We start from the raw sequence: 17,235 nt of genomic DNA on the forward strand, positions 1-17,235 counted from the left end.
GCCTCGCGCTCCGGTTGCCAACCGGGAGGGGATTCAGCCCAAGTCGCGGGCGATTGCCGCCTGCAGCCGCATCAGGCTGTGGAACCGCGCCGCGTCGGGTGCCTCATCCGGCCGTGGTGGCGGCTTCGTCGCGCTCAAGCAGCGGTTCCAGCTCGGCCCGGCGCCAGCCGGACAGGGCGCCGGGCCATTCTCCGGATTCCAGCAGGACTTCCAGATAGCGACGCGAGGCCAGCACGCCGTCGGGCAGGCCCAGTTCCGCGCTGCGGCGGGCCACCGCGTCCTGCAGCTTGCGCAGCGCGGCCTTGTCGCGATCGGTGGCGGCGCGGGCCAGCGGTGCTTCGGCCTCGTCCGCCAGCGGAGTGGACAAGCCCTCCCAGAGTGCGTCGGCCAGCTTGCGTGGCGCCTTGGGCTGGGCGTCCAGCCAGCGACCCAGCGCGGCGCGATCGGCCGGCGGCGTGCGTGCCAGCGCCACCGCCATTTCATTGTCCAGAATCCAACTGCGTGGCTTGTCGCTGCGACGGGCGGCGGCATCGCGCCAGCGCAGCAACCGCAGCAGGCGATGCTGGGCGGGCGCATCCAGGAACTGCGCGCTGCGCATGGCCAGGTGCGGCCAGCGATCGCCTTCTTCCTGGGTCGCGTTTTCCAGCAGGCGCCGGCTGTCCTCGACCAGCCATTCGCTGCGTCCGCTTTCATGCAGCCGGGCGGCGAGGTCGTCGTGCAGCGCGAACAGGTAATGCACGTCGTCGGCGGCGTACTTGAGTTGCGATTCGCTGAGCGGACGGCGTAGCCAGTCCGATCGCGTTTCACCCTTGGCCAGGGCGACGCCGGTGATCTGTTCGACCAGCTTCTGGTAGCCGATGCCGGCGGCGACGCCGGCCAGGGCGGCGGCGATCTGGGTGTCGAACAGCGGTTGCGGCACGGCGCCGCAGGTGTAGCCCAGGGCGACCAGGTCCTCGCTGGCGCTGTGCATGACCTTGAGAATGCGGGTATCGCCGAGGATCGTCGCCAGCGCCTGCGGCATGCCGGGTTGCAGCGGATCGATCAGCAGGATTTCCTCGCCCACGGCCATCTGGACCAGCGCCAGCTGGGGCCAGAAGGTGCGCTCGCGGACGAACTCCGTGTCCAGGCCGATGCGGGCCGGGGGCGTGGCGAAGAACGCGGCGAGGGCGTCCGGGGTTTGAATCCAATGGGGCACGAAATCTCCGCTGAATGCATTGGTTGCCGAGTCGGGAGACAATAGCCTACCGTCGCGGGACGGATTTCGGTGAGTGTGGAGGGCGGTTTGCGCGCGTTTGGCCTGCTGGTGCTGACCGGTCTGGTGCTGTGCGGTTGCTCGCGCGAGCCCGCGGCGTCGCGCAATGCACGCGGCGATGCGGCCGATGTGCGCATGCCCCGGATTACCGTCACCGGTGACGACAGCGTCAACGCCGCCCTCAACTGGCAGCCTCCGGTGGTCCTGCTGGCGCAGGAGGGCGTCGCCGACGCGCGCAGGCGCGCGGCGCGGGCGCTGGAAGAAGGACGCCTGTATGCCGGTCCCGACGATGCGATTCCGCTCTACCTGGCCATCCGCCGGCTCGACCCGGAAGACGCCGTGGCCCGCAAGGGTCTGGACCAGGCCCTGGATCGCCTGCTCGAACGCGGCGAACGGGTGCTGAAAACCGCCGAAGACCGCGACGAGGACGCGCGCGAGGCGGCCCAGATCGCCGCCGTTGCGCGTGCCATCGATCCGGACGACGAGGCCGTGCTGGCCTACCTGTCGCGGGTGGATGAAGTCGAACAGTTGACCCGTCTCAACCTGGCCAGCGAGCGCGCGCTCAACGGCGGGCGGTTGGGCGAGCAGGGCGGCGGCGCGCTGGCGGGCTTTCGCGAAGTGCTGAAGTGGAAACCGGGCCAGGCACGTGCGCTGCAGGGCGTGGCGGCGGTGGAGAGCGCGCTGATCCGGCGCGCCGAGGATGCGGCGCTGGCCGGCGATTTCGACGGCGCGCGCAACTGGCTGGCGCATGCGGGCAAGGTTCGCGGCGGCGACGAGTCCGTGACGGTCGCTGACGCGCGCCAGCGGGTCGAAGCGATCCGCACGGTGCGCATCGCCGGGCTGCGCGAATCGGGCGTGCAGGATCTGCAGTCGCCGCTGGGCCTGAAGGCCGCGCGCGAAAAGCTCGCGGAAGTGCTGCGCATCGCACCGCCTGGCGATCCGGTCGCGGCCGATTTCCGCCAGCGGATCGAACTGGCTACCCACTACGGGCTCTTCCGTCCCGGCCAGGCCTTCACCGACGCGCTCGGCAACGGCGGCCGCGGGCCGGAAATGGTGATCGTGCCGCACGGTGCGTTCCGCATGGGCGCGGACGACAACGAACTGGGCTCCGCCGATGCGGAAAAACCGGCCCACTATGTCCGCTTCGACCGCGGTTTCGCGATGGCGCGCAATGCGGTGACCGTCGGCGAATTCCGTCGCTTCGTGCAGGCGACCAGCTATCGCCCGCGCGCGACCCGGCGCGGGCATTCCATCGTCTACGACGAGCGGAGCGGCAACTTCGTCCGCCGCAGCGGCGTGGACTGGCAATCCGACCATAGCGGGGCGCCGGCGCGCGAGGACATGCCGGTGCTGCATGTCAGCGTCTACGACGCCGAGGCCTACGCCGACTGGTTGACCCGCCAGACCGGGCATGGCTATCGCCTGCCCAGCGAGGCGGAGTTCGAATACGCCCTGCGCGCGGGCGTGCAGGGCCGCTACCCCTGGGGCAACGGGGTGCCACCGGCCAAGGTGGAGAACCTGACCGGCGGCAACGACGCCTCGCCCAGCGGCCGCCATTGGAACAACGCCTTCGTCGGTTACGGCGACGGTTACTGGGGACCGGCGCCGGTGGGCAGCTTCCGGCCCAATGCCTGGGGGCTGCACGACATGGGCGGCAACACCAGCGAGTGGGTGGCCGATTGCTGGCACGCCAGCTACCGGCGGGCGCCGGCCGACGGCGCCGCCTGGTTCAATCCCGGTTGCCGTTCGCGGGTGGTGCGGGGCGGCTCCTGGGCCAGCGCGCCGGTGCAGGCACGGGCGGCATGGCGTTCCTCCTCGGATTCGGATATGACTAATGCGCGGGTGGGCTTCCGCGTGGTGCGTGGCATCTAGCCGGCAACTGGGAGAAGGCGATGAGGAACGATCCGTTCGGGCAGGGACAGTACGAACAGGGTGGCGCGCCCCGGCGGCGCGGCCTGTTCGGCAACGTGCGCTGGCTGATCCTGCTGGGGTTCGCGGGCTATGCCGCGTTCTACTGGTTCTCCAACCGCGTCGTGGACCCCTACACCGGCGAGAAGGTGCTGATCGACAGCTCGATCAGCGTGGAGGAGGAAAAGGCGCTGGGCCTGCAGGCCTACCAGGAAATCCTCTCGCAGGAACGCCCGGTCGATCCCGATTCGCAGATTGCCCAGCAGGTGCGCGCCATCGCGCAGCGCCTGATCGAAAAGATCCCCGAAGTCGAAGCGGCCATCGCCCAGGAGCGGGGCACCCAGGCCAGTGGCAACTGGCGCACCTTCGACTGGGATGTCAACGTCATCCAGTCAGACCAGGCCAATGCGTTCTGCCTGCCCGGCGGCAAGATGGCCGTCTACACCGGGCTGATCCCGGTCGCCAAGAATGCCGATGCGGTGGCGGTGGTGATGGGCCACGAGATCGCGCATGCCCTGTTGCGTCATGGCGCCCAGCGCATGTCCCAGCAGAAACTGACCCAGATCGGCCAGATGGCCGGCGCGATGAGCGGCATGGATCCGCAACAGCAGCAGATGGTGATGGCGGCGATGGGCTACGGCTACCTGTTGCCTTACGCGCGCACGCATGAAACCCAGGCCGACGAAGTCGGGCTGATGCTCGCCGCCGCGGCCTGCTTCAATCCGCAGGAAGCGGTGCCGCTGTGGGAGCGCATGAGCGAGGCCAGCGGTGGGCAGGCGCCGCCCGAGTTCTCCTCCACCCATCCCAACCCCGGCACCCGCATCCAGAACCTGACCGCGCTGATGCCCAAGGCGATGGAATACCGCAACCGGTACTGCAAAGAGGCGGCGGCGCAATGATCGCGCGCCGGTGGGCGGCGATGCTGCTGGCCGGCGGACTGGCGGTGTCGGCGCAGGCGGCGGTCAAGGACCAGGCCGCCAACGGCTTCACCGTCGAGAACAGCCAATGGGTGCCGGTGACGCCGGAAGCGGCATGGAAGGGATTGGCCGAGATCGGGCAGTGGTGGCCGAAGGATCACACCTGGTGGGGTGACGCCTCACGCCTGAGCCTGGAGCCGCGCGCCGGCGGCTGCTTCTGCGAAATCGACGGCCTGCGCCAGGCCCGGCACATGACGGTGGTGTTCGCCGAGCCAGGCAAGCTCCTGCGCCTGACCGGCGGTCTTGGACCGCTGCAGGGAATGGGATTGTCGGGGGCGATGGAATGGCGCCTGGCCGAGGAGAACGGCGGCACCCGTATCACGCTGTGGTATCGCGCCGGCGGTTACACGCCGGACGACCTGCGCACCCTGGCCCCGGTGGTGGACCGGGTGCAGGCGCAGCAACTGGCTGGATTGGCGGAGTACCTGCGCAAGGGCGGGTAAACGCTCGCCGAGGAATCGGAACCGCGCGTAGAGCGGAGCTTGCTCCGCTGCTTTTGTGGGATGTTGCAACGTTGTCTGCCTTCGTTTCCAGCCTTCGACAGCTTGTGCTTCAGCGTCCGATACCGATGACGCATGAGAAACCAAAACCAAGGCAGCGGAGCGAGCTCCGCTCTACCTCAGAGCTTGCTGAAAACCGTCGCCGCCACCAGCAACCCGAATCCCGCCACCACCAGCCAGAACGCATGCGGCGCCAGCACCGGGATGTAGCCGAAACGCGCGGCGATGCCGCCGCTGCCGAGCAGCAGTGCGATGAGCCAGACGCCGAAAGTGGGAGGAGTGAGTTTCATCCGGTTTCCTTGGTTGTGCGATCGTGCAATGGAATGCGCAGCATAGCCGCGGCTCAGAAGCTCATGAAGAGGCCGCCGTTGACCGGCAGGTTGGCGCCGGTGATGTAGCCGGACGCATCGTCGGCCAGGAACGCCACGGCGCGGGCGATGTCCTCCGGCGCACCGATCCGGCCGACCGGGACCGAGGCGATGGTGCGCGACCGCACGTCCTCCGGCATCGCGCGGGTCATCGGCGTTTCGATGTAGCCGGGCGACACGCTGTTGACGGTGATGCCCTTGGCCGCGACTTCGCGCGCCAGCGACATGGTGAAGCCGTGCAGACCGGCCTTGGCGGCGGCGTAGTTGGTCTGGCCGAAGTTGCCGGTCTGGCCACTGACCGAACTGATGTTGATGACCCGGCCGAAGCCGCGCGCCTGCATGCCGTCGATGGCGTGGCGCGAGAGGTTGAACACGCTGCCCAGGTTGACGTCGATGACCGCTTCCCATTGCGACTCGTCCATCTTGCGCAGGGTGGAGTCGCGGGTGATGCCGGCGTTGTTGACCAGGATGTCCAGCCCGCCGTGCGCGTCCTGCACATCGCGCACGAACGCGCCGCAGGCGGAAAAGTCGCTGACGTCCAACGGCATGAAATGGACGTCCAGCCCGGTGGTGGCGTCGGCGAAGGATGCCCGGCGCGCATCGTCGGCGGGCAGGTCGGCGGCGATGACGGTATGGCCGGCGCCGGCCAATTGCTTGCAGATGGCGGTGCCCAGACCGCCGATGCCGCCGGTGACGACCGCGACGCGTTTGCTCATGGAGGGGATCCTCGGAAATCGGATGGCATGAAAAAGCCCGCGCCACGGGGCGCGGGCTCGTTCACGGAAACGGGATTCAGCGGGCGCGGGTCTTCGGCGTCTCGCGCGGGGCTTCCTTCGGCTTGGCGGTGGCCGGACGGCCCAGGCCGCCGCCGCTGAGGTTGCGCTGGAATTCCTGCCACAGCTCCAGGTTGCGCTCGGTCAGCTGGTTCATCATGGTCCAGGGCGTCTGTCCCAGCAGGTTGCCCATCTGGCTGCGGAACTGCTGCTGCTGCTCCATGAAGATCTGCATGCTGCGCTCCAGGTAGTTGCCCATGAAGCCCTGCAGCGAATCGCCGTAGAAGCGGATGATCTGGCTCAGCAGCTGGGTGGACAGCACCGGTTCGCCATCCTGTTCCTGCTCGCTGATGATCTGCAGCAGGACGGTGCGGGTCAGGTCCTCGCCGCTCTTGGCGTCGCGGACCTCGAAGTCCTCGCCATCGACGATCAGCTGGCGGACGTCCTCGATGGTGATGTAACTGGAAATCTCGGTGTCGTAGAGACGGCGGTTCGGGTACTTCTTGATGATGCGGATCGCAGCCATGAAGCAATCACTCTAAAACGCAGTGCCGGGCAGCATGACGCAGCGCAGCAGCCCTTGCAACAGGCCGCAGGTCAGGGGTGCCCTGTTCAGGAACAACGCCGGGCAAAAAAAATGCTGCGGGCCGGACCCGCAGCATTTTTGGATCGTGGCGGGCGCCGGAACCGGTCACCAACCCATGTGGTGGCCGCCGTTGATGTCCAGGTTGGAACCGGTGATCCAGCCGGCCTCGTCGGCGACCAGGAACGCCACCGCATAGGCGATCTCGTCCGGGTTGCCCAGGCGGCCGGTCGGGATGTCCGCGGCGATCTTGGCGCGCACTTCCTCCGGCACCGCCATCACCATGTCGGTGGCGACGTAGCCCGGCGACACCGTGTTGACGGTGATGCCGAGCTTGGCGTTCTCGCGGGCCAGCGAAATGGTGAAGCCGTGCATGCCGGCCTTGGCGGCGGCGTAGTTGGCCTGTCCGTACTGGCCCTTGAGGCCGTTGATGGAACTGATCTGGATGATCCGGCCCCACTTGCGATCGCGCATGCCCTCGATCACCGGGCGGGTCATGTTGAACACCGAATTGAGGTTGGTGTTGATGACCTCGTTCCACTGCAGTGAACTCATGCGGTGGAAGGTGGTGTCGCGGGTGATGCCGGCGTTGTTGATCAGGATTTCCACCGGGCCGAGTTCGGCCTCGACCTTGCGCACGAGGGATTCGGCTTCCTCGGCGGAAGTGACGTCGCCGGGGAACAGCGCGACATCGTAGCCGTCGGCCTTCATCTGCTGCTGCCAGGCCTTGGCCTTTTCCTCGTTGCGGTAATTGGTGGCTACGCGATGGCCCATGCCGGCCAACTTCTTGCAGATGGCGGTTCCGATGCCGCCGGTGCCGCCGGTGACCAGCGCGACGCGAGAACTCATGTGGGGCTTCTCCTGTGGGGACCGCCCGCAAAAGGCGGTTGCTCCGGATTCTAGACAGCGTGCGCGTCAGGCGCGTTGTGCGGCGCAGCGAATGGGATGCGCGCCTGGCGGGGAAGGCGTTCCGGAACGAACTCATCGGCCGCCGTCCGCAGCAGTCCGGTCACCCCGCCACTGGCCGGCAGGCGATCCGCCGGCTGTCCGAGCGCGGCCCAGGCGACGCGCAGCGCGGGCAGGGGATCGGTGGCGTCGATCGGCAGCGCGGCCATCGATTTGGACAGCTTCTGGCCTTCCCCGTCCACGACCAGCGGCAGGTGCAGGTAGCGTGGCGTCGGCAAGCCCAGGGCACGCTGCAGATGGATCTGCCGGGGCGTGGAATCCAGCAGATCGGCGCCGCGCACGATGTCGGTGAAGCCCTGGGCGGCATCGTCCACCACCACCGCCAGTTGATAGGCCCAGTAACCGTCGGCCCGGCGCAGCACCACGTCGCCGGCTTCGGCATGGACATCCTGTTCGAAGTGGCCTTGCAGACCGTCCTCGAACCCGATCACGGTGCCGGTTCCGACCCGCAGCCGGACAGCCGGATGCGCGCGCGCTTCGGCCGCTACGCAGCGATGGTGGATGCCGCCGGCTGCGGCCAGCTCGCTGCGGCTGCAATGGCAGAAGAATGCCTGGCCCCGCTCCAGCAGTTCGTCCAGCGCGGCCTGGTACAGGACGCCGCGTTCGCTCTGCCGCACCACCGGGCCGTCGGAGACCAGGCCGAATGCGGCCAGCGTGGCCAATTGGAGATCGGCGGCACCGGTGACTTCGCGAGGCGGATCCAGATCCTCAACCCGCACCCACCATTCGCCGCCGGCATGGCGTGCCAGCAGCCAACTGCCCAGCGCGGCCAGCAGGGAGCCAAAGTGCAGCGGGCCGGTGGGCGAGGGCGCGAAGCGGCCCCGGTAGGGGCGCGCGGATTCAGGGCGTGCGGACATGCGTGCGGTGCGTTTCCAAAGCTGAATCGTCGGTCAGGAACGTGCTTGAATTCAACCGCGCACGGCCGCAGATTCGCTCAACATTTCACACCGAAAGCCTGCGGAGTCTCCCGTGTTCAGCCGTATCGCCCTGTTCCTCGCCACCAACCTGGCCGTGCTCGTCCTGGCGAGCGTCGTCATGTCGATACTCGGGGTCAATCCGAACCAGATGTCCGGGCTGCTGGTGATGGCCGCCATCTTCGGCTTCGGCGGATCGCTGATCTCGCTGCTGCTGTCCAAGACCATGGCCCTGCGCGCGACCGGTGCGCAGGTGATCGAGCAGCCGCGCAACGAGGCCGAGCAGTGGCTGCTGGCCACCGTGCAGCGCCAGGCCCAGGGTGCCGGCATCGGCATGCCGCAGGTGGCGATCTACGACGCGCCGGAAATCAATGCCTTCGCCACCGGCGCCAACCGCAACAACGCGCTGGTGGCGGTGTCCACCGGCCTGCTGCGGGCGATGAACCGCGACGAAGCCGAAGCCGTGCTCGGCCACGAGGTCAGCCACGTCGCCAACGGCGACATGGTGACGATGGCGTTGCTGCAAGGCGTGCTGAACACCTTCGTGATCGTGCTGGCGCGCGTGGTCGGCGGCATCGTCGACAGTTTCCTGTCGGGCAATCGCGAGGGCGAGGGCCGCGGTTTCGGTTACTACATCATCGTGATGGTGCTGGAAGTGGTGTTCGGCCTGTTCGCCACGATGATCGCGATGTGGTTCTCGCGCCGGCGCGAGTTCCGCGCCGACGCCGGCGGCGCCAACCTGGCCGGCCGCCACAAGATGATCGCCGCGCTGGAGCGCCTGAACGCGCAGCATGCGCAGAGCACGCTGCCGGCGCAGGTGGAGGCGTTCGGCATCGCCGGCGGCATCGGCCAGGGCTTGAAGCGCCTGTTCCTGAGCCATCCGCCGCTGGAGGAGCGCATTGCCGCGCTGCGGGCGGCACAGGGCACGTTTGCCTGAGACGACATCGCAGGAGCACGCGAAACCCGCCGCAAGGCGGGTTTCTTTTTTCCGTTCCGTAGAGCGGAGCTTGCTCCGCTGCCTTCGCTCTGGCCTTTGCTTTTGCGTCTCGCTTTCACGGGAAGCGGAAACCAAGGCAAGGGCAGCGGAGCAAGCTCCGCTCCACGACGGAAAGTCGGGCGCGACGGGGAGGCCGGAAGCCCGCCCCATGTGTGAATCAAGAGAAGTCGTAGCTCATCTGCGGTCCCGGCGGCGCCAGGAACTCGCCCTCCACATAGTCCACCATCGAAGTGAACAGGAAGCTCATCGTGGCCGCGTCGGCGACGTGATCGGCAATGGTCAGGATGCCCTGTGACTGCGCGCGCTCGGCGATCTCGCGGATCTTCAACTGGTGTTCCGGGGTCTTCGCCAGGTCGGCGCTGAACACGCGATCGATCTTCAGGAACGCCGGCTGGAAATGGGCCAGCAACTGGAACGAATCCAGGCCGGCGCCGAAATGCTCCAGGCCGACCTTGCAGCCCAGCTTCGACGCGCCGGACTGGAACGTCTGGGCCTGGCGCAGGTGGGTGAACACCTTGGCCTCGGAGGCTTCCAGCCACAGGCAGTCGCCGGGCACGTCGTGCGCCGCCAGCTGTTTGGCGATGAGTTGCAGCAGGCGTTCGTCACCGAACGAGGTGGGGCTGACCTTGACCAGCAGGCGGGTCAGGTAGCCCTTGCGGCGGCGTTCGCCCAGCACCTCGATGGCGCGGTTGACCACCCAGCGGTCGATCGCATCGAGCAGGCCGTGTTCCTCGGCGATCCCCATGAACACGGGCGGCATCACCGTTTCGCCGTTGGAATCCAGGCGCAGCAGCGCTTCGTAGAGTTCGCCGGCCTCGCCCTGCAGGCTGACCACCGGCTGGTAGTACAGCAGGAAATGATCGTTGGCCAGCGCGTCCTGCAGGCGCGCGATCCAGTTCTGCACGCGCTCTTCCTCGGCACGGTCGACCGCGCCGGGATCGAAGATCTCGATGCGGTTGCCCCCCAGGCTGGTCGCGGTCTGCAGGCTGTCGGTGGCGCGGGTGAGCACCAGGCCGACGCTGGCGATCTTCTCGCCGATCTGGACGCCGCCGATGCTGGCGGTGACCGCGGTGGAGCGATCGCCGGCGTTGAACACGTGCGAGGCGAAGGCCGCGCGCAGGGTCTCGGCCAAGGCCGACGTCTGCGCATGATTGCCCTTGAGCAGCACCGCGAATGTGCGCTCGCCGAAGCGGGCGGCGGTGGTGCGGCTGTCCAGCTTCTCGGCCAGGCGTTGCGCCATCGCCGCGATCAGGGCGTCGGCCGAGTCGATGCCGATGTCCTGCAGCAGGCGCTGGTAGTGGTCCGGCTCCAGCAGCAGCAGCGAATAATGCTCGCCGCGCGCGACCTGGCTGACCGCTTCCTCCAGCGCCTGCAGGAAGGTAGGGCGGTTGAACAGGCCGGTGACCACGTCGCGCTGGCGCAGATCCTCGACCTCGCGCGCCAGCTCCGGATCGAATTCCTCGCGGCGGCGGAACACCACCTGCACGCAGGGTTCGCCCTCGTAGGTGGCGGTGGCGAACTCGAGCGTGGCGGGGAACTGGTCGCCGTCCAGGCTGCGCGCCTCCAGCTCGAAGCGCGGCGGCGGCGGCTCGCCCTTGCTCAGGTTCTTGAGCAGTTGCTTGAAATCGTTGACGTACTGCGGCGCCACCAGATCCAGCAGCGACAGGCCCTCGACCTCGTCGAAGGACTCGAAGCCGAGCATTTCCAGGTACGCCTCGTTGGCGCGGATGTGCATGCCTTCGTGGATGTAGGCGATCGGGTCGCGCGAGGAGGAGATGAGCGCGTCGCAGCGGCGCTCGATTTCGCGCAATTGCACGTCCAGCCGGCGGACCGCGCGGCGCGTCTCCAGATCCGACCATTCGCTGCGCAGGACGTGCAGCAGGTGTTCGGGACGGCCGCGCAGCACCATGCCGCGTGCTCCGCCGGACTGATCGCTCAGCCAGTCGGCTTCGCTGATGCCGTCGGCGAGCACGATGACGGGGATGTCCTTGCCGCTGGCATCGACCGTGGACAGGACCCCGGCCAGCGGAATTCCCCGGGCCGAACGGGCGGCCAGCACCAGATCCATGGGTTGCGCGGCCACCATCTGCGCCAGTTCGTCGGCGTCCAGCGGGCGCAGCGGCCGCACGGCGATGCCTCCATTCCGCAACGTACTGACAATCGCCTCGGCGTCCTCGCCGCTGTCATCGACGATCATCAAACGGAGGGTGGAGTCTTTGCCGATCTGCATGCAGCGGTTCCGCCTTGGGAGCGCGTTTAATACACGAAGGGGCCGGAAGCGTCCAATGCGGGCGTCGCAAAAAGGCGGGACGGGCGCTCCATCGCGGCCGGCTCAGAGCGGCCGCTTGCCGGTGTCGCCCGGGATCTCGCGGACCAGCCGCGGCACCAGGTAGCCGGACAGGCGGGCGCGCAGGCCGGCGTGCAGGGCCAGGGCCTGTTCGTCGGGAACCTCGAAATGGGCCACGCCCGCGACCCGGTCCAACTGGTGCAGGTAATAGGGCAGGACGCCGGCGGCGAAACTGCGCTCGCCCAGGGCGGCCAGCGCGTCCACGCTGTCGTTGACCCCGCGCAACAGCACGGCCTGGTTGAGCAGTTGCGCGCCGGCCCCGCGCAGGCGGCCCAGGGCGGCGTCGACGCCGGCATCGAACTCGTTGGCGTGGTTGGCGTGGATGACGAACGCGACCGGCCAGGGCAGCCCCGCCAGCCAGCGGATCAGGCCGTTGTCGACCCGTTCCGGCAGCACCACCGGCAGGCGGCTGTGGATGCGCAGGCGGCGAAGATGCGGGATACCGGCGAGCGCGTCGGTCAGTTCGACCAGCTTGGGCGTGGCCAGCGACAGCGGGTCGCCACCGGAGAGCAGGACCTCCTCGATGCCCTCATCGGCGCGGATGGCGTCCACGGCCTCGCGCCAGCCGTCGCGGGCGGCGGTTTCCTCGGCATAGGGGAAATGCCGGCGGAAGCAGTAGCGGCAGTGCACCGCGCAGCTGCCGGTGGCGACCAGCAAGGCACGGCCCCGGTACTTCTGCAGGACCCCGGTGGCGGTCCGGGCGGCCGCATCGCCGACCGCGTCCAGGCCGAAGCCCGGCACCGGCCGCATTTCCTCGTCCAGCGGCAGCACCTGGCGCAGCAGCGGGTCGTTCGCGTCGCCCGGCACCATGCGGGCGACGAAGCCGCGCGGCACCCGCAGCGGGAACTGGGCGGCGGCGCCTTCCGACAGGCGGCCGGCCAGGCCTTCCAGTCCCAGCATCGCCAGCAGCTCATGCGGATCGCGCACGGCGTCGCGCCAGGCTTCCTGCCAGCGGGCGCGGGGCAGGGGGGCGGGCTGCATGGGGAGGGGGGCTGCGGTTATCATGTGCGGGTCTGAAAACAAAACGCCCGCCGGTCCCGGCGGGTTCCCCATTCTATCCGGCCAGCCGCCTCCCGCGGCGGGTTTGTCTTACCCCAAGGAGTACCCCATGGCCAGTTACGGCATGAACGACGTCAAGAACGGGATGAAGATCCTGGTCAACAACGAACCGTCCATCATCACCGACACCGAATACGTCAAGCCGGGCAAGGGCCAGGCCTTCACCCGCGTGAAGTACCGCCAGATCCGCACCGGCCGCGTGCAGGAAATCACCATGAAGAGCACGGATTCGGTCGAGGCCGCCGACGTGGTGGATACCGACATGCAGTACCTGTATTCGGATGGCGAGTACTGGCACTTCATGCAGCAGGAAACCTTCGAGCAGGTCCAGGCCGACAAGGCCGGCATGGCCGGCGCCGAGAAGTGGCTGAAGGGCGAGGAAGAGTGCGTGGTGACCCTGTTCAACGGCACCCCGATCCAGGTCACCCCGCCGAACTTCGTCGAGCTGAAGATCGTCGAGACCGATCCGGGCGTCCGTGGCGACACCTCCGGCGGCGGCGGCAAGCCGGCGACCCTGGAGACCGGCGCGGTCGTGCGCGTGCCGCTGTTCGTCGGCCAGGAAGAAATCATCAAGGTCGACACCCGCACCGGCGACTACGTCAGCCGCGTGAAGTGACGCGACGGCGCGCCCGCACGCGGGCGCGCCTGCCGTTGCGCCATTCCGGCGAAGGCCGGGCTCCATTTTGCTTGCGGTTGCTTTTGCGTTTGAAAGCCAGAAGCACAGGCAACATCAAGATGGAACCCGGTTTCCGCCGGGACGACGAGAGATTCCCGGTGGCGGCGAGGTGAGCGCACCGATGCGAGCCGAGCCTCCTCCGACCGGAAGCACCGACGCCGTGAATCGCTGGCCTGATTCCGGCTCCCCGCGGAACCACGGATACGAGGACGCATGACCCACGACACCCGCCCCGAAGCTTGCGATCTCCTCATTGAGGCCGGTTTCGTCATCCCGGTGATGCCACATGGGGTGGTGCTGGAAGACCATGCGGTGGCCGTGAAGGGCGGCGACATCCTCGCCATCCTGCCAATTGCCGACGCGCGCCAACGCTTCGTGCCGGAGCGGGTGGTGTCGCGACCGGATGCGGCGCTGCTGCCCGGTCTGGTCAACGCGCATACCCACAATCCGATGACGCTGCTGCGCGGCATCGCCGATGATCTGCCTCTCATGGAGTGGCTGCAGAAGCACATCTGGCCGGTGGAAGCGGCGGTGATCGGCCCGGAATTCGTCGCCGACGGTACCACCCTGGCGATCGCCGAGATGCTGCGCGGCGGCACCACCTGTGCCAACGAAAACTACTTCTTCCCCGATGTGCAGGCCGCGGTCTACAAGCGCCACGGCTTCCGCGCGCGGGTCGGCTTGCCAGTGATCGATTTCCCGACCGCCTGGGCCAAGACCAGCGACGAATATTTCGACCGCGCGGGCGAGGTCCATGATCAATGGCGCGGCGATTCGCTGGTCGACACCGCGTTCGCGCCGCACGCACCGTATACGGTCAGCGACGCCAACTTCGAGCGCGTGCGCATGCTCTCGGACCAGCTCGACGTGCCGGTGCACCTGCACACCCACGAGACCGCGCAGGAAATCGCCGATTCGCTGAAGCAGTATGGCCAGCGTCCACTGGCGCGCCTGGATCGCCTGGGCCTGGTCAACGACCGCCTGATCGCGGTGCACATGACCCAGCTGACCGAGGCCGAGATCCACCTGTGCGCCGCGCGCGGCGTGTCGGTGGTGCATTGCCCGGAATCCAACCTCAAGCTGGCCTCCGGTTTCTGCCCGGCCTGCGCGTTGCAACGCGCGGGCGTCAACCTGGCCATCGGCACCGACGGCTGCGCCAGCAACAACGACCTGGACATGTTCAGCGAGACCCGCACCGCGGCGCAGCTGGCCAAGGCGGTGGCGAACGACGCCACCGCGCTGGACGCCGCGACCGCGCTGCATGCGGCCACTCTCGGCGGCGCGCGCGCGCTGGGCTACGGCGATCGCATCGGTTCGATCGAACCGGGCAAGCAGGCCGACCTGATCTGCGTGGATCTGGGCGCGCTGGAAACCCAGCCGCTGCACCACGTCGTTTCCCAGCTCATCTACGCCACCGGCCGCCACCAGGTCAGCGACGTCTGGATCGCCGGCCAGCCGCGGCTGGTCCAGCGCGAACTGGTCGACATGGACACGGCCGGCCTGATCGCCAACGCGCGCCAATGGCGCGAGCGCATCCGCACGCTGCATGGCGGATGATGTCCGTTCCCCACCGATTCCCCTGCCGTGTGTCCGCACGCCGCGGCCACCGGCTCCTGCCGAGGTGACCCCATGACCTCCACCGCTTCATCCGCGCCCTCCGGCGACAACTTCGATCAGGCCGAACTGGACAAGTTCGGTGCGCTCGCCAATCGCTGGTGGGACGAGCAGGGTCCGCAGAAGGCGCTGCACGCGCTCAATCCGGTGCGCCTGGACTACGTGCGCCAGCGCGCGTCGCTGGCCGGCGCGCAGGCGCTGGACGTGGGCTGCGGCGGCGGCCTGCTCAGCGAAGCGCTGGCGAAGGCCGGCGCGCACGTCACCGCGATTGACCTGGCGCCGGAACTGATCAAGGTGGCGCGCCTGCACAAGCTCGAGTCCGGCGTGCAGGTCGACTACCAGCTGCGTCCGGTCGAATCGCTGGCCGAGGAGCGTCCCGGCAGCTTCGACGTGGTCACCTGCATGGAAATGCTGGAGCACGTGCCGGATCCGGCGGCGATCATCGAGGCGTGCGCGCGCCTGCTGAAACCCGGCGGCCGGCTGTTCCTGTCCACCCTCAACCGCACCCCGGCCGCGTTCGCCCTGGCCATCGTGGGCGCCGAATACGTCGCCCGCCTGCTGCCGACCGGCACCCATCACTACCAGGACTTCATCAAGCCGTCCGAACTGGCCGCCTGGCTGCGCCGGTCCGGCCTGCAGCTGGAGGACGTCAGCGGCCTGGCCTACGAGCCGTGGCGGCAGCGCGCGCGGTTGGCGCGCCGTACCGACGTCAATTACCTGGCCTGCGCGGTGAAGGCGGCATGAGCCGGATGGATGGCGACGCCCCCAGGATCGGGGCCGGATTCCCGGCGGTGGCCCTGTTCGATCTCGACGGCACGCTGCTGGACAGCGCGCCGGATTTCGTCGCCACCGCCAACCGCATGCTCGCCGCGCGCGGCCGCGCGCCGGTGACCCTGGCCGACCTGCGTCCGCACGTGTCCAAGGGATCGCGGGCGATGGTGGGCGCGGCGTTCCCGGATCTGGATGTCGCCGCGCGCGACGCGCTGGTGCCGGAATTCCTGGTGATCTACCAGGAGGAACTGGGCCGCCACAGCCATCCTTTCGAAGGCGTGGAAGCGATGCTGGCCGCGCTGGAAGCCGCCGGCACGCGCTGGGGCATCGTCACCAACAAGCCCGAGTACCTCGCCCGCGACGTGCTGCCGGCCGAAGGCTGGCAGGAACGCTGCGCGGTGCTGATCGGCGGCGACACCCTGGCCGAGCGCAAGCCGCATCCGCTGCCGTTGCAGGTGGCCGCCGAGCGGCTGGGCGTGGCTTGCGGCGACTGTGTCTACGTTGGCGACGACGAACGCGACATCGTCGCGGCGCGCGCGGCAGGCATGCCGTCGATCGCGGCGCTGTGGGGCTACCGTCTCGATGGCGACGATCCCGAAAGCTGGCAGGCCGAACGGATGTGCGACCAGCCCGCCGAACTGCTCGACCCGGACGCCTGGCCGACCTCGGTCGGCGCCTGAGCCCATCTTCACGACCGACTTCCAGCACGTTCCCGTTCCCGTGTCCGATTCCTCCGCCCTCGAAAGCTTCCTCGACAAATGGCGCCAGCGCTGGCCGGAATGGCAGGTCGCCGAGATCTTCGTCGCGCCGGAACGACGCGCGCTGGCCGAAGCGTGGTTCTCGCTGCTCCAGGAATTCGACGACATCCTCAATATCGCAGGCGATCCGTTGCCGGCCGATGCCAAGTTGGCCTGGTGGGGCGAGGAATTGCGCAGTTGGGCGGATCGCCGCTCGCGTCATCCGTTGGGGCGGCGGCTGGAGCCCGTGCCTGCGCCGTGGGCGGAACTGGCCGATGCGCTGCCCGCGCTGATCGCGGCGCGCGATGCCGCCGCCGACGGCGACGACGCCTTCGCCCAACTGCGGGTTTACGGCGCGGCGGTGGCCGCGGTGGAAGCCGCGGTCCTGGGCGGAACGCCGGATGTCGCGGCGGTGATTGCCCGGACCCTGGCGACCCGCCTGGCCGACACCGCGACCGCGGCGCTGCCGCGGTCGGCCGCGGGCAATGACGATCGCACGCGGCTGCGTGACTGGGCGCGCACGCTGGACCGACGCTGGCCGGCGGCATCCGGCGCAAGCCGGGAGCGGCGCATCGCCGACGCCTTCGCCCACGCCCGCCTGCGCCGGTTCGCCAGGGCAGGGGAGGCCACCGCGCTGCCGTCCCGCCTGCGCCTGCTGCTGGGCGCCTGGAACGCCGCGCGCGGCTGAGCGGGAAGCCCGCGATGGACGCGAGCCATCGCTGCGATAGGCATGCGGATTCGCCGTAACGGACTGTTTCATCTGGCGATTCGGGGCTGGGGGTACAATGCGGGC

17 protein-coding genes are annotated in these 17,235 nt (G+C 68.7%); 9 read left to right on the plus strand and 8 right to left on the minus strand.

The window, feature by feature from the left end; genetic code table 11:
• Positions 1 to 103 precede the first annotated feature (103 nt).
• Positions 104 to 1,195, minus strand: a complete 1,092-nt coding sequence (gene rnd / locus IQ458_RS10045) for a ribonuclease D (protein ID WP_203322694.1) — start codon at positions 1,193 to 1,195, stop codon at positions 104 to 106.
• Positions 1,196 to 1,264: 69 nt separating this feature from the next.
• Here rnd and IQ458_RS10050 point away from each other — a divergent pair, with 69 nt between their 5' ends.
• The 3 genes from IQ458_RS10050 to IQ458_RS10060 are packed head-to-tail and all read left to right on the plus strand — an operon-like array spanning position 1,265 to position 4,580.
• On the plus strand, positions 1,265 to 3,124 hold the full coding sequence (locus IQ458_RS10050) for a formylglycine-generating enzyme family protein (RefSeq protein WP_484573277.1): 1,860 nt from the start codon (positions 1,265 to 1,267) through the stop codon (positions 3,122 to 3,124).
• A gap of 20 nt (positions 3,125 to 3,144) precedes the next feature.
• Complete coding sequence (locus IQ458_RS10055; RefSeq protein WP_183637384.1) at positions 3,145 to 4,059, plus strand: M48 family metallopeptidase; 915 nt, start codon at positions 3,145 to 3,147, stop codon at positions 4,057 to 4,059.
• Entirely contained in the window at positions 4,056 to 4,580 is a 525-nt protein-coding gene (locus tag IQ458_RS10060; RefSeq protein WP_203322695.1) for an SRPBCC family protein, read from the plus strand. Before IQ458_RS10055 ends, IQ458_RS10060 begins: the two co-directional genes overlap by 4 nt.
• 176 nt (positions 4,581 to 4,756) lie before the next feature.
• Here the strand turns inward: IQ458_RS10060 and IQ458_RS10065 are convergent, their stop codons facing one another.
• The 5 genes from IQ458_RS10065 to gluQRS form a co-directional block, all read right to left on the minus strand.
• Positions 4,757 to 4,927: a hypothetical protein gene (locus IQ458_RS10065; RefSeq protein ID WP_183637378.1), complete on the minus strand. Its 171-nt coding sequence runs from the start codon at positions 4,925 to 4,927 to the stop codon at positions 4,757 to 4,759.
• 53 nt (positions 4,928 to 4,980) lie between these two features.
• Positions 4,981 to 5,721 (minus strand): acetoacetyl-CoA reductase, encoded by a 741-nt coding sequence (phbB, locus tag IQ458_RS10070; RefSeq protein WP_192198889.1) that lies wholly within the window; start codon positions 5,719 to 5,721, stop codon positions 4,981 to 4,983.
• Between the two features lie 76 nt (positions 5,722 to 5,797).
• Complete coding sequence (phaR, locus tag IQ458_RS10075) at positions 5,798 to 6,304, minus strand: polyhydroxyalkanoate synthesis repressor PhaR (RefSeq protein ID WP_141452414.1); 507 nt, start codon at positions 6,302 to 6,304, stop codon at positions 5,798 to 5,800.
• Between the two features lie 165 nt (positions 6,305 to 6,469).
• The gene (phbB, locus tag IQ458_RS10080) at positions 6,470 to 7,210 is read right to left on the minus strand and encodes a beta-ketoacyl-ACP reductase (protein ID WP_192198890.1); all 741 of its coding nucleotides are present in this window, start codon (positions 7,208 to 7,210) and stop codon (positions 6,470 to 6,472) included.
• 50 nt (positions 7,211 to 7,260) lie between these two features.
• Positions 7,261 to 8,184 carry a tRNA glutamyl-Q(34) synthetase GluQRS gene (gluQRS, locus tag IQ458_RS10085; RefSeq protein WP_203322696.1) on the minus strand — a complete coding sequence of 308 codons (924 nt, stop codon included), beginning with the start codon at positions 8,182 to 8,184 and terminating at the stop codon, positions 7,261 to 7,263.
• A gap of 112 nt (positions 8,185 to 8,296) precedes the next feature.
• Here gluQRS and htpX point away from each other — a divergent pair, with 112 nt between their 5' ends.
• Positions 8,297 to 9,178 (plus strand): protease HtpX, encoded by an 882-nt coding sequence (htpX, locus tag IQ458_RS10090; protein ID WP_183637370.1) that lies wholly within the window; start codon positions 8,297 to 8,299, stop codon positions 9,176 to 9,178.
• Positions 9,179 to 9,395: 217 nt separating this feature from the next.
• On the opposite strand, the gene IQ458_RS10095 is transcribed toward htpX, so the two are convergent.
• A complete protein-coding gene (locus tag IQ458_RS10095; RefSeq protein ID WP_183637368.1) occupies positions 9,396 to 11,468 on the minus strand; it encodes a GGDEF/EAL domain-containing response regulator in 2,073 nt (690 codons plus the stop codon).
• Between the two features lie 102 nt (positions 11,469 to 11,570).
• Positions 11,571 to 12,590 carry an EF-P beta-lysylation protein EpmB gene (gene epmB / locus IQ458_RS10100; RefSeq protein WP_203322697.1) on the minus strand — a complete coding sequence of 340 codons (1,020 nt, stop codon included), beginning with the start codon at positions 12,588 to 12,590 and terminating at the stop codon, positions 11,571 to 11,573.
• Positions 12,591 to 12,693: 103 nt separating this feature from the next.
• Here epmB and efp point away from each other — a divergent pair, with 103 nt between their 5' ends.
• The 5 genes from efp to IQ458_RS10125 all read left to right on the plus strand — a co-directional run bounded on the left by efp (position 12,694) and on the right by IQ458_RS10125 (position 17,130).
• On the plus strand, positions 12,694 to 13,260 hold the full coding sequence (gene efp / locus IQ458_RS10105; RefSeq protein ID WP_183637364.1) for an elongation factor P: 567 nt from the start codon (positions 12,694 to 12,696) through the stop codon (positions 13,258 to 13,260).
• 273 nt (positions 13,261 to 13,533) lie between these two features.
• Positions 13,534 to 14,877, plus strand: coding sequence for a TRZ/ATZ family hydrolase (locus IQ458_RS10110; protein WP_203322698.1), 1,344 nt, complete (start codon positions 13,534 to 13,536; stop codon positions 14,875 to 14,877).
• Between the two features lie 72 nt (positions 14,878 to 14,949).
• Entirely contained in the window at positions 14,950 to 15,678 is a 729-nt protein-coding gene (ubiG, locus tag IQ458_RS10115) for a bifunctional 2-polyprenyl-6-hydroxyphenol methylase/3-demethylubiquinol 3-O-methyltransferase UbiG (RefSeq protein ID WP_192198895.1), read from the plus strand.
• A 5-nt stretch (positions 15,679 to 15,683) separates the two neighbouring features.
• Entirely contained in the window at positions 15,684 to 16,385 is a 702-nt protein-coding gene (locus IQ458_RS10120; RefSeq protein WP_203322749.1) for a phosphoglycolate phosphatase, read from the plus strand.
• Between the two features lie 40 nt (positions 16,386 to 16,425).
• Positions 16,426 to 17,130 carry an isoprenoid biosynthesis enzyme family protein gene (locus tag IQ458_RS10125; RefSeq protein WP_192198897.1) on the plus strand — a complete coding sequence of 235 codons (705 nt, stop codon included), beginning with the start codon at positions 16,426 to 16,428 and terminating at the stop codon, positions 17,128 to 17,130.
• Positions 17,131 to 17,235: the final 105 nt, after the last annotated feature.

The sequence above is a fragment of the Pseudoxanthomonas beigongshangi genome, assembly GCF_016820515.1.
In the GTDB taxonomy this organism is placed as follows: domain Bacteria; phylum Pseudomonadota; class Gammaproteobacteria; order Xanthomonadales; family Xanthomonadaceae; genus Pseudoxanthomonas_A; species Pseudoxanthomonas_A beigongshangi.

Bases quoted from the DNA above. Each gene is read 5' to 3' on its own strand.
- IQ458_RS10055 (WP_183637384.1), top strand. From the start codon at position 3,145: ATGAGGAACGATCCGTTCGGGCAGGGACAGTACGAACAGGGTGGCGCG.
- IQ458_RS10060 (WP_203322695.1), top strand. From the start codon at position 4,056: ATGATCGCGCGCCGGTGGGCGGCGATGCTGCTGGCCGGCGGACTGGCG.
- IQ458_RS10065 (WP_183637378.1), bottom strand. From the start codon at position 4,927: ATGAAACTCACTCCTCCCACTTTCGGCGTCTGGCTCATCGCACTGCTG.
- phbB (WP_192198889.1), bottom strand. From the start codon at position 5,721: ATGAGCAAACGCGTCGCGGTCGTCACCGGCGGCATCGGCGGTCTGGGC.
- phaR (WP_141452414.1), bottom strand. From the start codon at position 6,304: ATGGCTGCGATCCGCATCATCAAGAAGTACCCGAACCGCCGTCTCTAC.
- phbB (WP_192198890.1), bottom strand. From the start codon at position 7,210: ATGAGTTCTCGCGTCGCGCTGGTCACCGGCGGCACCGGCGGCATCGGA.
- gluQRS (WP_203322696.1), bottom strand. From the start codon at position 8,184: ATGTCCGCACGCCCTGAATCCGCGCGCCCCTACCGGGGCCGCTTCGCG.
- IQ458_RS10095 (WP_183637368.1), bottom strand. From the start codon at position 11,468: ATGCAGATCGGCAAAGACTCCACCCTCCGTTTGATGATCGTCGATGAC.
- epmB (WP_203322697.1), bottom strand. From the start codon at position 12,590: ATGATAACCGCAGCCCCCCTCCCCATGCAGCCCGCCCCCCTGCCCCGC.
- efp (WP_183637364.1), top strand. From the start codon at position 12,694: ATGGCCAGTTACGGCATGAACGACGTCAAGAACGGGATGAAGATCCTG.
- IQ458_RS10110 (WP_203322698.1), top strand. From the start codon at position 13,534: ATGACCCACGACACCCGCCCCGAAGCTTGCGATCTCCTCATTGAGGCC.
- ubiG (WP_192198895.1), top strand. From the start codon at position 14,950: ATGACCTCCACCGCTTCATCCGCGCCCTCCGGCGACAACTTCGATCAG.
- IQ458_RS10120 (WP_203322749.1), top strand. From the start codon at position 15,684: ATGGATGGCGACGCCCCCAGGATCGGGGCCGGATTCCCGGCGGTGGCC.